This window comes from Comamonas serinivorans, assembly GCF_002158865.1.
In the GTDB taxonomy this organism is placed as follows: Bacteria; Pseudomonadota; Gammaproteobacteria; order Burkholderiales; family Burkholderiaceae_C; genus Comamonas_E; species Comamonas_E serinivorans.
This window is the reverse complement of sequence record NZ_CP021455.1, coordinates 4,036,784-4,049,991: the sequence shown is the minus strand read 5'-3', so window position 1 is coordinate 4,049,991 and position 13,208 is coordinate 4,036,784. Positions and strand designations below refer to the sequence as shown.

Sequence of the window (13,208 nt, the reverse complement as noted above, 5' to 3'; positions counted from 1 at the left end):
AGCCCCTTGAGGCGCTGCAGCAGACCGTGCAGAGGCGGATCCAGGTCATCCACTGCGAGGTCATGGGGGTAGTAAGAGGCGTTTTCGATGAGCAGATCATCGGAATCGGCCGGTACTCTAGGTGAGGCGGGATGCAGACCGCTCGCCTTCACGCGTGCGGTGGGCAAGCCCGCCGACGGGCCATGCGCACGCCGTCAACGCCGAGCGGGGCGGAACACCGTGGCGTCGTCGTAGAAGCCCGGCTCGCGGTTGCCGGCCCACCAGCCCGGCACGCCCAGTATCGGCAGCGGGGCAAAGGGTTTGCCGACGGGCTGGCCATGGGGCTTGCTGCGAGGCTCGCCGTGCTGGAGATCGCCTGGTTGCCCGAGCCGCGTGCCGGTCGTCGGGTGCGAAGACGTGGGTAGCGCGTGCGGCGCATCGTGCAGCGAGCCAATCGGCACGCCAGTCGGCACGCCAATCGGCTCGCCAATCGGCAAGGCGGTCGTCAAGGCAGTCGCCAAGCCGTTCGGCCCGCCAGCCAGCGCATGCGTGGCTTGGCTTGGCCCATTGGGGCCCAGCCCGTCGGCGGAACGCACCGGCGGGCGCCAGGGCGGGGCGGTCAGCGTGGCGGGCCGCAGGTCCTGCGCCAGCCAGGCGTCCAGCTCGCGCAGGTCGCCCGCGGGGTCGAAGGGTTGCGGCACACGCCAGACGTGCACGGTGATGGACTTGTAGGGCGTCAGCAGCTTTTCGAGCGCGGCGTGGCCGAACACCAGCAGCCGGCTGTGCGCCCACAGCGGCCGCAAGGGGCCGAACAGGTCGGCCCAGCGGCGCTCGAGCAGGGCCAGCCACAGCGCGTCGGGCGCGTGCAGCAGCGCAGCGTTCTCGTCGAACACGGTGCAGGCGTCGCGCACGGGGCCACGGCGCGCGCCGACGCCGTCGCGGGCGATCTCGGCCATCTGCAGGCGGTTGAGCCGCTGTTTGGTGCGCGGCAGGCGCAGCCAGACCAGGCCGTTGAGCAGGTCGTGCCAGTTGTCGCGCGTGGGCACGCAGCCGGTGCGGGCGATGAAGGCTTCGTAGGCTTCGCCCGCGGGCAGCGCTGCTTGCGGCACGAAGCGCACGGGCGGCGGCTCGGGGTGCCGCTGCGCCACCGCGTTGAGCTGCTCGGCCACGTTGCGGGGGTGCACCCGAGAATGGTGGAGTATGGCGTCACCTTCGTTTTCATGAAAACGAGTACTTGGTGATACTGCCTTGCCAATGTCGAGGCTCAGCGCAGGGCTCAGGGTTGGGATCAGGGTGCCAAAGGCCTGCCACCAGGCCTGATCAGCCCCGGGCCAACAGGGGCCGCCAGCCGCATCGGCGGACGGCTGGTGCGATGGGAGAGGCGCGCAGCCATGGCGGGTGACCATCAGCGCTGGGCGGGTTGCAGCGGGGCCAGCAACACGGCGGCGATGGTGGCGCATTCGTCGGGGCCGATGCGCGGCCACTGCAGCAGCTGCAGCGCCAGCTCGCGCCCCGACTGGAAGCGCACCAGGCTGGAGATGAGCAGCACCGCCTGCACACGGGCCTGCGCCAGGGCGGCGGGGGTGTCGTCGGCCGGTCCCTGGACGCGGGCGATCAGGCGCGTCACCAGGTCCACGCCCGGTGCCCACAGGTCGCGGTACAGCAGCTGGTAGGCCGGGCCGGGCGAGCCCATTTCGCGGGCGATGAAGGCGGTCCAGCGCTGCGATTCGCTGGAGCCGACGAGCAACCCGACCAGGGCGTGGATGAGTTGCGAGAGCGCGTCGTAGGCCTGCTGGGCCGACCGTGGCGATGGCGTGTCGGTTGGGCGGGGTGGCTGCAGCAGCGCCAGCGCGTGTTCGGCCGCCTGGCCCACGCGGGCGCGGTAGCGCGCGATCACCTCGTGCGCGCAGGCCAGGTACAGGCCGTCCTTGTTGCCGAAGTAGTACGCGATGGCGGGCAGCTGCACGCCGGCCTGCTCGGCAATCTGGCGCGTGGTTGCGCCCTTGAAGCCGGCTTGGCCGAACGCCAACAGGGCGGCATCGAGCACGCGTTGGCGCGCGGCGTCGCCCTTGGCATAGCCCTCGGTTTTGAGCTTGGCGCGGGCGGGTGAGGGTTCTCGGTGGGAGGAGGTCGGCGCTGTGACCACGGCAAACAGGGCGGCAACAAAGATGTGGCGATGGTACTGGTCAAATTACTATCAATTGATAATAATTGGCGAAACACAGCCCCGGAGACCTTCCCATGACCGTTGCAGCCCGCGCGCCCGCGTCCACCCCATTTCCCACCAGCAGCGAGGCGCTCATGGCCCGCCTCGTCCACCAGCGCGAGCAGGTGCCGCTGCTGTATGGCACCTTGCCCCTGGACACCTGGCCCGAGCGCTACACCGAGGACATGGCTCAGCCTTCGGTCTTGATGCCGGCCTTTGCCCATCGGCGTGAAACCCTGCTGCGCAACCGCGAGCTGGTCGAACGCATCCGCACCTACACCTTCATGGGGGATGTGGTGGCCGATGCCTATGCGTGCCTGATCCCGTCGCTGGGCTTTCGCAAGCTGGTGGACATGCTGGCGCTGGCCTGTGATCGCGGTGTCGAGGCCGTGCCCGATGCACCGCCAGAACTCCATGCCTTCGTGCGCGAGATGGAGGGGGTGCCCGACTGGGTGGACATGGACCTGGTGGCGCAAGGCGCGCGCGCCTCGCGCAACAGCATGGCCCACATCGCGCCCCTGGTCATCCGCGGTGCGTTCTTCGGCACCTTCACCAACCAATACACGGCCTTGCCCATGGCGCTGACGGGGGCCTTGTCCAACGAGACCTCGGGACGCCGGGTGCTGGAAACCGCCACCTTCTTCACGCTGTCCACCCTGCCCGGGGCGCTCGATCGCCACGGCGCCGGCTTCAAGGCGGCGGCGCAGGTGCGGCTCATGCACGCCATGGTGCGTTTTCATGCCTTGACCAAGCCCGGCCTGTGGAACACCCAGGTCTATGGCATCCCCATCCCGCAGGTCGATCAGATGCCGGCCGGCTTGATTTCAGCCTACCTGGTGGCGCAGCGGGCGCTGCAGCGTCCGGGTCAACAGTTCACGCCCGATGAGCGCGCCCAGGTCGAACTGGCGCGCTACCGCTGCCACCTGCTGGGCCTGCCGGCCGAGCTGTTGCCCGACACGCCGCAGGCCCTCGTCGACGTGCTGCAGACGCGGCACGCCACCTTGCGCGCGGGCTTTGACGACGCCACCTGCGGCGCGCTCATCCGCTCCACCATGGCGGCCGACCTGGGGCGCGACCCGGGTTGGGCCGGCGGGGTGCGCGCGCGCTGCGAACCGAGCGTGGCCCGCTTGTTCTTCGTGCGCAACTTCATGGGCGGAGATTTCGCGCGTGCCGAACGCATTGGGGTCACGGTGAGCCGGCGCGACAAACTGCGTGCGGCCGTGGGCATGGGCCTGGGGGTGTTGACCATGGCCCCGTACGCGCTGGCCCAGCGCGTGCCCGGCGTGCGGGCTGCGGCCGACCGCCGCCTGGTGCGCAAGCTGGGCACGCTGCTGCAGCGCTACGGCCATGCCGATTTCACGACCGATGCCGCCCACTACCGGCCCGGGGCAACGGCTGCCGCTCAGCGTTCTTGAATGGCAGTATTTGCCCATTCCGATGGATTTGTCATCGGGATGTGCGGATACTGCTGGATTTGGCGTTCAAGCCAGTGAACTGCCGCCCCAACTCGAGTCGCGTGACCTGTGGCCGGACCGGGTTGCTCTTGGCGTGCCGGCGCTCAGCCCATGCGGGCCGGTGGATCGGCGCGACCCCTGGCGGCGCGCGCGGCTCAAGGCTTGCGCTGGCGCAGCCGGCGTCCGCCGAGCAGGGCCGCCATGCCGGTCAGCATGGCCAAGCCCCAGCCGCCCAGGCTGGGCACCGACTTCGTGGCGTCTGAACCAGACGCGCGCAGCACCACCGCAGCCGGACCGCTGATGGTGTAGCGGTAGTTACCAGGGATTTCGGCCATGTCGTTTTGCGAGGCCAACACCAGCGTGTACACCCCGGCGGGCAGCGTGTAGGTTTGGTCGTCGTCCAGGCTGGCGACGCAGTGGGTGGCCGGGCTGGCGGGGTTGAAGGTGCCGCCGTAGATGCCCAGGCTGCCGTCCGGGTAGCCGTCGTAGGCGACATCGGCTTTGGCGTCCAGGAAGCGGTAGTCCCCAGCTGTGGTGACCTGCATCTGGAGGGTTCGGTACCGCGTTTCGCCCCGCTCGGTGTGGATGTTGCACGGCATGCCGTCGTCGAAGTGGTAGTCGGGCACCACGCCATCGGTCAGGGCCAGGCTGTAGTCCAGCGTCTGGGCAGAGGCGGCCGCGCTGGCGCCGGCCAGCACGGCCAAGCATGCGGCATGGCGCCAGCTGAAGGGCGATCGCTGAAGGCGTCGGGGTGAGGTGAGCATGGCCAGCCAATCGTTTGTCAAAAATTAATACTTTATGTTTAATCTAAGTCACGATCAACCGGCTCGATGCGAGGGCCAGGGCCGGCGTGTTGCCTGAACGGCACGGGGCGCCGCGTCAAGGGGCGGTCGAGGCATGTGGGTTGCACGACCTCCTCAAGGCTGCGGGCGCGCCGCGATCAAGGCGTTGAATCCGAGCTGGTGCACGCTCCGGTCAGCGGATTTGGCGATGATTCCCACGCCGAAGCCAGGGCCCGCGACGCGGTGACCCAGCCCCAGTCAGGCGGGCGCGCCGTGCACGCGGAGTCGGCGGGCACCGACCCCGTTGATCGTCACGCCGCCCACGCTGGGTGGCAAGCCTCGGGTCGGCGCTTCCCTTCCCTCGGGCTGATGGCGCTGTACCGTCTGCCGTGGCGGCGGGTCAGCTTTGCGCCTGCATGGCCAGCGCGACGGCTTCGCCGACCTTGATGCCGTCCACGCCGGCCGACAGGATGCCGCCCGCGTAGCCCGCGCCTTCGCCGGCCGGGAACAGGCCGCGCACGCCGGGGCTCTGGAAGGCCTCGTCGCGCGCGAACTGCACGGGCGACGAGGTGCGCGTCTCCACGCCCGTCAACACGGCGTCGCTGCGGTCAAAGCCTTTGATCTTCTTGCCGAAGGCCGGAAAGGCTTCGCGCATGGCCTCGATGGCGTAGGCCGGCAGGCTGGGGTGCAGGTCACCCAGCGTGACGCCGGGCTTGTACGAGGGCTGCACCTCGCCGAACTCGCGCGAGGGCCGGCCGGCGACGAAGTCGCCCACCAGCTGGCCCGGCGCCGAGTAGTCGCGCCCGCCCAGCTCGTAGGCGCGGGTCTCGAGCTGGCGCTGCAGCACGATGCCCGCCAGCGGGTGGTGCGCGTCGGCGGCCAAGGCCTCGACACCATGGGTATGGCCCAGTTCCCGTTCAAATTCCAACGGCGAGCGGGGATAGTCCTCAGGTGTGATGCCCACCACGATGCCGGCGTTGGCGTTGCGCTCGTTGCGCGAGTACTGGCTCATGCCGTTGGTGACCACGCGGCCGGGCTCGCTGGTGGCGGCCACCACGGTGCCGCCCGGGCACATGCAGAAGCTGTAGACGGCGCGGCCGTTGCTGGCGTGGTGCACCAGCTTGTAGTCGGCCGCACCGAGCAGCGGATGGCCGGCGTGCCGGCCCCAGCGGGCGCGGTCGATCAGGCCTTGCGGGTGCTCGACCCGGAAGCCGATCGAGAATGGCTTGGCGTGCAGGGTCACGCCGTGCGTGTACAGCATGGCGAAGGTGTCGCGCGAGCTGTGGCCCAGCGCGAACACCGCGTGGTCGCAGCGCAGCGTCTGGCTCTGGCCCGTGGCCTGGTCCAGCACCTGCAGGCCGCGCAAATGCCGGCCCTGCGGACCGCTCTCCACCACGATGTCGGTCACGCGCTGCTCGAAGCGCACCTCGCCGCCCAGGGCCTTGATCTGTTCGCGGATGTTTTCGACCACCTTGACCAGCTTGAAGGTGCCGATGTGCGGGTGGGCGACGTAGAGGATTTCGTCGGGCGCGCCGGCCTGCACGAATTCGCGCATCACCTTGCGGCCCAGGTGGCGCGGGTCGCGAATCTGGGAGTACAGCTTGCCATCCGAGAACGTGCCAGCGCCGCCCTCCCCAAACTGCACGTTGCTTTCGGGCGTCAGCTCGCGCTTGCGCCACAGGCCCCAGGTGTCTTTGGTGCGTTGGCGCACGGTCTTGCCGCGTTCCAGCACGATGGGCTTGAGGCCCATCTGCGCGAGCACCAGGGCCGCAAACATGCCGCAGGGCCCAAAGCCGATGACGACGGGGCGCGGCCGCGCGTCCTGCCCGGCCAGCGGGCCCTGCACGGGCGCGTGCCAGGTCATGTCGGGTGTGGGCTGCACGTGCGGGTCCTGGCCGAAGCGGGCCAGCAGCGGCGCCTCGTCCTCGGGCCGGCTGAGGCTCAGGTCGACGATGTAGACGGCCAGCAGCTCGGCCTTGCGCGCGTCGAAGCTGCGCTTGAACACGGTGAGCTGGGCCAAGTCATCGGGCGGCAGGCCCAGCTTCTGGGCCGCGAGGGCGCGCAGGGCGGATTCGGGCGCCTCGGCCGCGGACAGCGGCAGGCGCAATTCAGCGATTCGGATCATGGTGGCCAGTGGTCATTTGGCAAGGGGCCGACATGATACGGCGCCGGGGAGGGCCGTGTGGATCGCCAGCGGGTAGCTCGGTGGCACTCAGCCAGTGCCGGTCAAATCGGCCAGTTGCTCGCTTGGGCGACACGTTCCACCTCCAAAGCGGGAAAGATGACCCAAAATCACGCCGTTTGATGGAACGCCCCCCACATGCAGGTCCTCAGCCAATGGCAATTGCTTCAACGGGACATCGTCGCTTCGTGGCGGCAATGGCCGTTCTGGACGCACCTGGGCTGGCAGGACGTGCTGCGCCAGTACCGCCGCTCCTTCCTCGGCCCCACCTGGATCGCCATCAACACGGCGGTCTTCACGGCCGCGTTCGGCTGGCTGGGTGCGCAGCTGTTCAAGCAAGACGCAGGCACCTACATCTCCTACTTCTGCCTGGGCAATGTGTTCTTCGGCTTCATGACCAGCACCTTCAACGATGGCTGTCGCACCTACATGGATGCCTCGTCCTTCCTCAAGCAGGCGGCGTACCCCAAATTCTGCTTCGTGCTGCGCGTGGTCTGGCGCAACCTGCTGCTGCTGGCGCACCAGCTGCCGCTGATCGTGGTGGTGCTGGCCTTTGGCGGCAAGCTGGGCGGCGCCTTGTGGGGCTGGTGGCTGCTGGGCATGCTGATGTGCATCGCCTGTGCGGTGCTGGTGGTGGCGCTGTTGGGCCTGATTTGCGCGCGCTACCGGGACGTGCCCATGATGGTCAGCAGCCTGTTGCAGATTGCCTTTTTCGTCACCCCGGTGATGTGGCATGCCGAGTTGCTGACCTCGGCGAAGTCCCAGCTCCTGGTCACGCTGAACCCCCTGGCCGCCTGGCTGTCGCTGATGCGCGGGCCGCTGCTGGGCCAGGCTGCGCCGGCCTCCGCCTGGCTCGTGGCCGGCCTCACGCTGCTGGTGCTCACCGGCCTGTGTGTCCTGGCCTATGTGCTGGCGCGCAAGCGCATCACCTACTGGCTGTGACCATGGCACCGTTCATCCGATTGACCGACGTGGCCATCGACTTCCCGGTGTTCGACGCGCAAAGCGTGGGGCTGATCAATGCCTTGTTCCGCTTTGAAGGCTTGCGCAAGTCGGGGGCTCCGGCGCGTGCGCGCACCGTCTCTGCCTTGCGTCACGTCAACCTGGAACTCACCTCGGGCAGCCGGGTGGGTTTGATCGGCCACAACGGCGCGGGCAAATCCACGCTGCTGCGCGTGCTCTCGGGCGTGTACGAGCCCACGCATGGCCAGCTGCAGGTGCAAGGCAGCGTGTCCGCCCTGACCGATTTGATGCTGGGCATGGACCCCGAGGCCTCGGGTCTGGATTTCATCGTCACGCGCGGCATCGTGATGGGCATGAGCCGGCGAGAGGCCCAGGCCTTGATCGCTGATGTAAGGGAGTTCACTGAGCTTTCCGATCGTCTGTATATGCCCGTCAGGACATACTCCACGGGCATGTTGCTGAGGCTGGCCTTTGCCGTGGCCACCGCCATCTCGCCCGACATCCTGTTGATGGACGAGGTGGTGGGTGCCGGCGATGCCCGTTTCCAGGCCAAGGCCCAGTGCCGGCTGCAGCAGCTGATGTCACGTGTCAACATCCTGGTGCTGGCGTCCCACAACGACGAGCTGCTGCGCCGTTTCTGCACCGAGGCCTTGCTGCTGCGCAACGGCGAGCTGGTGCACCGCGGGCCCGTCGACGACTGCCTGGCGCTGTACCACGCCCCTGCCTGAAGGAGATCGGCCATGCACATCCTCCTGGCCATGTGTGTGATGGCCCACCGCACCGGCGCCGAACTGTTCGTGCGCGACGTGGCGCTGGCCTTGCTCAAGCGCGGCCACACCGTCACCGTCTACGCCCCGGTCATGGGTGAGATGGTGGATGAGCTGCGCGCCCAATGCGTGGCCTGCATCACCGACCTGCGCGCTGTGGCGCAGCCGCCAGACCTCATCGTGGGCAACACGCACGACGAAACCGTGGCCTGTCTGCTGCGCTTTGCGGGTGTGCCTGCGATCTCCATCTGCCATGACCGCACGGCACCCCATGGCCGCCCGCCGCGCTTCACCCGCATCCGGCAATACATCGCGGTGGATGAGAACTGCGCCGAGCGCCTGTACCTCGAGCACGGCATTGCACGTGCCGACATCGCCATCGTGGGCAACGGGGTGGACCTGCAGCGCTTTGTGCCACGCAGGCCGCTGCCGGCCCAGCCGATGCGGGCGGCCATCTTCAGCAACTACGCGACACACAGCGCTGAAACCGCCGTCATCCGCGCCGCCTGTGCCGCACGGGGCCTCACGCTGGACGTCATCGGTGCGGGCGTGGGCCAGCAGGCCAGGTCGCCCGAGCTGCTGCTGGGCCAGTACGACCTGGTGTTTGCCAAGGCGCGCGCCGCCATGGAGGCCATGGCCGTTGGCTGTGCGGTGATCCTCTTCAACGAGAACATGGGCCTGGGTGGCCTGGTGACACCAGCGCACATGCAGGATTGGCACCGCTGGAACTTTGGCCGGCGCCTGTTGCGGCAGGCCGTGACACCGGAGTCGGTGGACCTGGCCCTGGGCGCCTACCGGCCCCAGGATGCCGCCACCGTGAGTGCCTACGTGCGCGAGCACGCGTCGCTACCGGCCACCGTTCAGCACCTGGAGGCCCTGGCCCTGCAGGTGCTGGCTGACGAGGCCGCGCGCCCACCTGTCTCCGCCGAGCAGGAGTTGCAGGAGGTGGGGACCCATGCCGGCGATCTGGCGCTGCAGCTGCAGGACCTGCACGCCCAACTCAGCCAGACCGCACGACACGCGCACGCCCTGAACGAGGAGTTGACCCAGGTGCGTCGGCATCGTGAGGCCTTGCTCGCCAGCGCGTCCTGGCGCATCACCGCCCCCTTGCGCTGGTTGGCAGCGCGTTCTCTGGAGCGCAAACATGAAACCCCTGTTGCTGATCGCTCACCCCGGCCATGAGCTGCGCCTGCACGATTGGGTGTGCCACACGCGGCCCCACATCGTGGTGCTGACCCATGGCGATGGCGCCAACGGCCAGGCCAGGCTGGCCGACACCGAAGCCCTGATGACGCCCCTGGGCGTGCGGGTGCGCAGCGATTGGCTGCAGCCCGTGGCCGATGGCGCGGTGTACCAGGCCTTGCTGCAAGGCGATGCCACGTTGCCAAGCCGCTGGCTCGAGGGCCTGCTTCAGGCCGGCCTGCGTGGAGAGTTCAATGCCGTGGTGGCCGATGAGGCCGAGGGCTACAACCCCACGCACGACGTGTGTCGCGTGCTGGCCAACCAGCTGGTGTCCCGGTTGACCGAGGCCGGCCATCCCATGCCCTGCCTTGAGTTTCCGCTGATTGGCCACCCCAGTGACCCGACCCGCCAGGCTCAGGAGGCGGATCGGCTGCAGCTCTCCGACAGCGAGCTGGCGCACAAGATCGAGGTGATGCGGCGCTATGCCCAGCAGTGCAGCCCGGTGCTGGTGCAGGAGCTGCACACCATGCTGACCACGTATGGCCATGCCGCTTTCGCCACCGAGTGCCTGTACACCGCGCCACGCACCCCCTACGAAGACCAGCGCCTGCCAGCGACCACGCCGTATTTCGAGCTCGCCGGCGAAGCCAAGGCCCGCGCTGGCGTCTATGCCCAGGTCATCCGCGCCGAGCACCTGCGCCGCCTGGTGCAGAACTGGCTGAACCCGCACTGATCAGGCAAGACATGCACGCGCTCCGCATGGCCTTGCTGGGGTACGGCCGCTTTGGCCGCGTTCACGCCCTGCGTGCACGCACACACGGTGCCTTCGAGCTGGCCTGCGTGGTCGATCCCGACCCCCATGCCCGCCAGGCCGCGCAGGCCGATGGCCTGCTCGCCGTGGCGAGCCTGCAGGATTTGCCACCGGGCATCGACGTGGCGACGGTGGCAACGCCAGCGCCTGCTCACGCGGCCATGGCCATGGCGCTGATGCATCGCGGCATCCATGTGCTGGTCGAAAAGCCCTTTGCGCCCAGCCTGGACGAGATCGAGGCCATGCTGGCCACCCAGTGCAGCACCAACCGCCTGTTGTGCACCGCGCACATCGAGCGCTTCAACGCCTGCCTGCACAAGGACGCCTGGCCCGTGCGCCCCCTGCACCTGCGCTTCGAGCGGGCCTGCCATGCCCAGGCCAGTGCCGAAGCCCTGGTGATGGACCTGATGGTGCACGACCTGGACCTGGCTGCGCACCTGCTGGGCCTGCCGCACCAGGCCAGCTGCGAGGTCCTGTCGGTTCACGTGCAACCGCGCTCGGTGGCGGTGCAGCTGGCGTTGGACGGCCAGGCCATCCAGCTGCGAGCCATCCATTCGGCACCCCGGTCGCGCGCCCGCCTGGCTTGGCGGTCGGATCATCGGCAAGACCGGGTGTTGGACCTGTCCAGCCCCAGCCCTCCCGGGTCCACCGACGCCTTGACACGCCAGTACAGCGCTTGGCAGCGTGCACTTCAAGGTCAGGCCACAGACCTGGCCAGCGCCATGGATGGCGCCGTGGCCGCCCGCCGAGCCCTGGCGATTGCCGCCAGGCTGTGAAACCTCGCGCTCGCCAACGCGTGCCTCGCGACCGATCAGCCTGGGTCAGGGGCTGGTGATGTGGATGAATTCATGCAGTATGCATGGGTTGTCGATTTGAATACATCGGAGATCGGCCCATACTCCATCAAGACCAAGCCAGGGCGTCGCGTCCCGTTCTGGGCCAACTCACTTGGCGCCCAGCAGGTGGGCGTGCGGCGCGAGCTTGGCGCCCATCTGCTCGGCCAGCGCGGCCAGGCCTGACATGGGGCGCACCATGACCTCGAATTCCAGCATCTGGCCGTCGGCGTTGAAGCGCACGATGTCCACGCCCTTGACGCGCTTGTCGCCCACGTTGGCGCTGAACTCCAGGGTCACGCTCAGGCCGTCCTCGCTGAAGAAGGTGCGGTGGTACTCGAACTGGCTGAACACCGTGTTGACGGTTTTCAGGATGAGCTTGATGGCGGCGCGGCCCGGGTAGGGCGTGAAGGCGACGGGCGAGCGAAAGACGATCTCGTCGCTGAGCAGGGGGTCCAGCTCCTCCATGGCGTTGCGCGTGAGGATGTCGTGCCACACCGCGAGGCTGCGGAGGACGGCGGCGGGCACGGGTTGGGCGGTGGCGGGGGAGGTGCTCATGGGATTTTCCAGGGGATGAAACGCAAGCCGGGCTTGCGCGGGAAGGCACCGGTCCGCGGGCAGGCCGGCGCAGGCGGGATTCAGGACGGGGGCGGCCGCGTGTCGGGGTTCGAGGAGGACGCGGGCGAGTCGGGGTGGGCCGGACTCGCCTCGCCCGCCTGGGTGCGCAGGGCATGCAGGCTGGCGTCGCACCAGTCCAGCTGGCTGCGTTCGCGGCGCAGGCCGGCATCGAGCACCAGTTGGCGCAGCAGCATGGGGCGCGAGGTGCCGGGCGACCAGACGCCCGGTTCGCCAAAGTGGCGCCGGTGCAGGGCTTCGTAGTGCTGCAGCCGGGCCAGGTGCCGCGCGCGCGCCTCCAGCAACGCGGCCTGCGGATCGGCGTCGTCCACGTTGGCCATGGCGCGCAGGCGCACCAGGAAAGGGTCGCGCGACACGGCATGGCCACCGCCCTCGCGCGTCCAGCTGCGCAGGGCGTCCCGGCCGGCGGGCGCCAGGGTGTAGACCACGCTGCCGGTTTTTTTGTCGGACGGGTGGGTCGAGGCCCAGCCCTGGGCCACGAGCTGTTTCAGTTCGCGGTAGATCTGCTGGTGGGTGCAGGCCCAGAAGTGGCCGTAGGTCCGGTCAAAGCGCTTGACCAGCTCGGCGCCCGTGCCGGGCTGGTCGGCCAGTGCGCTGAGCAGCGCGGCATTCAGCGCCATGGGGCCTCCGGGTGGGAAGTTCGTGACGGGTGGGTCGCGCGGCGGAGTTGTGCAACTTGTTGCATAACCCCAGTGTGCCCACGGCAGTCGCCGGCCGCATCAGGGTGAACGCGGGGGGGCATGCGACCCGTTCAGGGCCAGGCTCGGAATCCCTGGTCGCGCAGCGGGCGCTCGGTGAACGGCGTGTCGGTCTGCGTCTGCGCTCCGGGGAGCATGACGCGCCTGCCGGCAGCGAGGCGGGCCGGTGCGGATGCGGGGGTGGTGCGCCAGGCGTCTTGCAAGACGGCGAGACTTGGCGCTGCCCCGCTGGCGCTCGTTCAGCGCGACCGCCGGGGACGCCGCGGGCGGCCGCGCGTCAGGCGGCGTTGCCCCTCACGGGGCATCCGTTTGGGTGGGCGCCGACGCCGGTGCCTGGGCGTCGCGTGCTTCCTGGGCTTCACGGGCGCGCCGTTCGGCCAGGCGCTTTTTGCTCAGGGCGCGGATCTCGGCGCGGCTGACCAGGCCGTTGCCGTCGGTGTCGGCGGCCTTGAAGTCCTTGGCCAGCGGGGGGATGTGCTTGACCTCGTCCCACGACAGGTAGCCGTCGCGGTTGGTGTCCAGCATCTTGAACCAGATCTCGGCCTGGCGTTCGCCTTTGCTGGGTTGGCTGGCAGCACTGGCAGGTGCGCTGGCGGTGGATTGGGCCTGGGCGCCCAGCGGCAGGATCAGGAGTGCAGACAGGCAGGCGGCGCGAGCGGCGAGGGCAGGGAATCGGATGACGTGCATGGGGGGCTTGGAGGATAGACCGCGGCGC

The 13,208-nt window shown here is 69.0% G+C and carries 13 protein-coding genes; 6 read left to right on the top strand and 7 right to left on the bottom strand.

The window, feature by feature from the left end:
- Positions 1–194: 194 nt before the first annotated feature.
- Together CCO03_RS20535 and CCO03_RS17345 are read right to left on the bottom strand one after the other, a co-directional pair.
- On the bottom strand, positions 195–1,163 hold the full coding sequence (locus CCO03_RS20535; protein ID WP_236903919.1) for a DUF3025 domain-containing protein: 969 nt from the start codon (positions 1,161–1,163) through the stop codon (positions 195–197).
- 221 nt (positions 1,164–1,384) lie between these two features.
- A complete protein-coding gene (locus tag CCO03_RS17345) occupies positions 1,385–2,125 on the bottom strand; it encodes a CerR family C-terminal domain-containing protein (RefSeq protein ID WP_087283117.1) in 741 nt (246 codons plus the stop codon).
- A gap of 95 nt (positions 2,126–2,220) precedes the next feature.
- On the opposite strand from CCO03_RS17345, the gene CCO03_RS17340 reads away from it, so the two are divergent.
- The gene (locus CCO03_RS17340; protein WP_087283115.1) at positions 2,221–3,600 is read left to right on the top strand and encodes an oxygenase MpaB family protein; all 1,380 of its coding nucleotides are present in this window, start codon (positions 2,221–2,223) and stop codon (positions 3,598–3,600) included.
- A 194-nt stretch (positions 3,601–3,794) separates the two neighbouring features.
- On the opposite strand, the gene CCO03_RS17335 is transcribed toward CCO03_RS17340, so the two are convergent.
- Together CCO03_RS17335 and CCO03_RS17330 are read right to left on the bottom strand one after the other, a co-directional pair.
- Positions 3,795–4,403: a hypothetical protein gene (locus CCO03_RS17335; protein ID WP_157667774.1), complete on the bottom strand. Its 609-nt coding sequence runs from the start codon at positions 4,401–4,403 to the stop codon at positions 3,795–3,797.
- A 418-nt stretch (positions 4,404–4,821) separates the two neighbouring features.
- Positions 4,822–6,546 (bottom strand): NAD(P)/FAD-dependent oxidoreductase, encoded by a 1,725-nt coding sequence (locus CCO03_RS17330; RefSeq protein ID WP_087283113.1) that lies wholly within the window; start codon positions 6,544–6,546, stop codon positions 4,822–4,824.
- Between the two features lie 195 nt (positions 6,547–6,741).
- On the opposite strand from CCO03_RS17330, the gene CCO03_RS17325 reads away from it, so the two are divergent.
- The 5 genes from CCO03_RS17325 to CCO03_RS17305 are packed head-to-tail and all read left to right on the top strand — an operon-like array spanning position 6,742 to position 11,102.
- A complete protein-coding gene (locus CCO03_RS17325) occupies positions 6,742–7,545 on the top strand; it encodes an ABC transporter permease (protein ID WP_087283111.1) in 804 nt (267 codons plus the stop codon).
- 2 nt (positions 7,546–7,547) lie between these two features.
- On the top strand, positions 7,548–8,294 hold the full coding sequence (locus CCO03_RS17320) for an ABC transporter ATP-binding protein (protein ID WP_087283109.1): 747 nt from the start codon (positions 7,548–7,550) through the stop codon (positions 8,292–8,294).
- 12 nt (positions 8,295–8,306) lie between these two features.
- Positions 8,307–9,515: a glycosyltransferase gene (locus CCO03_RS17315; RefSeq protein WP_087283107.1), complete on the top strand. Its 1,209-nt coding sequence runs from the start codon at positions 8,307–8,309 to the stop codon at positions 9,513–9,515.
- Positions 9,478–10,248 carry a hypothetical protein gene (locus CCO03_RS17310; RefSeq protein WP_087283105.1) on the top strand — a complete coding sequence of 257 codons (771 nt, stop codon included), beginning with the start codon at positions 9,478–9,480 and terminating at the stop codon, positions 10,246–10,248. The genes CCO03_RS17315 and CCO03_RS17310 overlap by 38 nt, the downstream gene beginning before the upstream one ends.
- A gap of 11 nt (positions 10,249–10,259) precedes the next feature.
- The gene (locus CCO03_RS17305) at positions 10,260–11,102 is read left to right on the top strand and encodes a Gfo/Idh/MocA family protein (protein WP_087283103.1); all 843 of its coding nucleotides are present in this window, start codon (positions 10,260–10,262) and stop codon (positions 11,100–11,102) included.
- A 168-nt stretch (positions 11,103–11,270) separates the two neighbouring features.
- Here CCO03_RS17305 and CCO03_RS17300 read toward each other — a convergent pair whose 3' ends face one another.
- The 3 genes from CCO03_RS17300 to CCO03_RS17290 all read right to left on the bottom strand — a co-directional run bounded on the left by CCO03_RS17300 (position 11,271) and on the right by CCO03_RS17290 (position 13,180).
- On the bottom strand, positions 11,271–11,717 hold the full coding sequence (locus CCO03_RS17300; protein WP_087283101.1) for a nuclear transport factor 2 family protein: 447 nt from the start codon (positions 11,715–11,717) through the stop codon (positions 11,271–11,273).
- A gap of 80 nt (positions 11,718–11,797) precedes the next feature.
- The gene (locus CCO03_RS17295) at positions 11,798–12,415 is read right to left on the bottom strand and encodes a PadR family transcriptional regulator (protein WP_087283099.1); all 618 of its coding nucleotides are present in this window, start codon (positions 12,413–12,415) and stop codon (positions 11,798–11,800) included.
- Between the two features lie 372 nt (positions 12,416–12,787).
- The gene (locus CCO03_RS17290; RefSeq protein WP_087283097.1) at positions 12,788–13,180 is read right to left on the bottom strand and encodes an EF-hand domain-containing protein; all 393 of its coding nucleotides are present in this window, start codon (positions 13,178–13,180) and stop codon (positions 12,788–12,790) included.
- Between the last annotated feature and the right edge of the window lie 28 nt (positions 13,181–13,208).

What these genes read in the sequence shown, in the direction of transcription:
- CCO03_RS17340 (WP_087283115.1), top strand. Translation starts at nt 2,221, where the DNA reads ATGACCGTTGCAGCCCGCGCGCCCGCGTCCACCCCATTTCCCACCAGC.
- CCO03_RS17335 (WP_157667774.1), bottom strand. Translation starts at nt 4,403, where the DNA reads ATGCTCACCTCACCCCGACGCCTTCAGCGATCGCCCTTCAGCTGGCGC.
- CCO03_RS17330 (WP_087283113.1), bottom strand. Translation starts at nt 6,546, where the DNA reads ATGATCCGAATCGCTGAATTGCGCCTGCCGCTGTCCGCGGCCGAGGCG.
- CCO03_RS17325 (WP_087283111.1), top strand. Translation starts at nt 6,742, where the DNA reads ATGCAGGTCCTCAGCCAATGGCAATTGCTTCAACGGGACATCGTCGCT.
- CCO03_RS17320 (WP_087283109.1), top strand. Translation starts at nt 7,548, where the DNA reads ATGGCACCGTTCATCCGATTGACCGACGTGGCCATCGACTTCCCGGTG.
- CCO03_RS17315 (WP_087283107.1), top strand. Translation starts at nt 8,307, where the DNA reads ATGCACATCCTCCTGGCCATGTGTGTGATGGCCCACCGCACCGGCGCC.
- CCO03_RS17310 (WP_087283105.1), top strand. Translation starts at nt 9,478, where the DNA reads ATGAAACCCCTGTTGCTGATCGCTCACCCCGGCCATGAGCTGCGCCTG.
- CCO03_RS17305 (WP_087283103.1), top strand. Translation starts at nt 10,260, where the DNA reads ATGCACGCGCTCCGCATGGCCTTGCTGGGGTACGGCCGCTTTGGCCGC.
- CCO03_RS17300 (WP_087283101.1), bottom strand. Translation starts at nt 11,717, where the DNA reads ATGAGCACCTCCCCCGCCACCGCCCAACCCGTGCCCGCCGCCGTCCTC.
- CCO03_RS17295 (WP_087283099.1), bottom strand. Translation starts at nt 12,415, where the DNA reads ATGGCGCTGAATGCCGCGCTGCTCAGCGCACTGGCCGACCAGCCCGGC.
- CCO03_RS17290 (WP_087283097.1), bottom strand. Translation starts at nt 13,180, where the DNA reads ATGCACGTCATCCGATTCCCTGCCCTCGCCGCTCGCGCCGCCTGCCTG.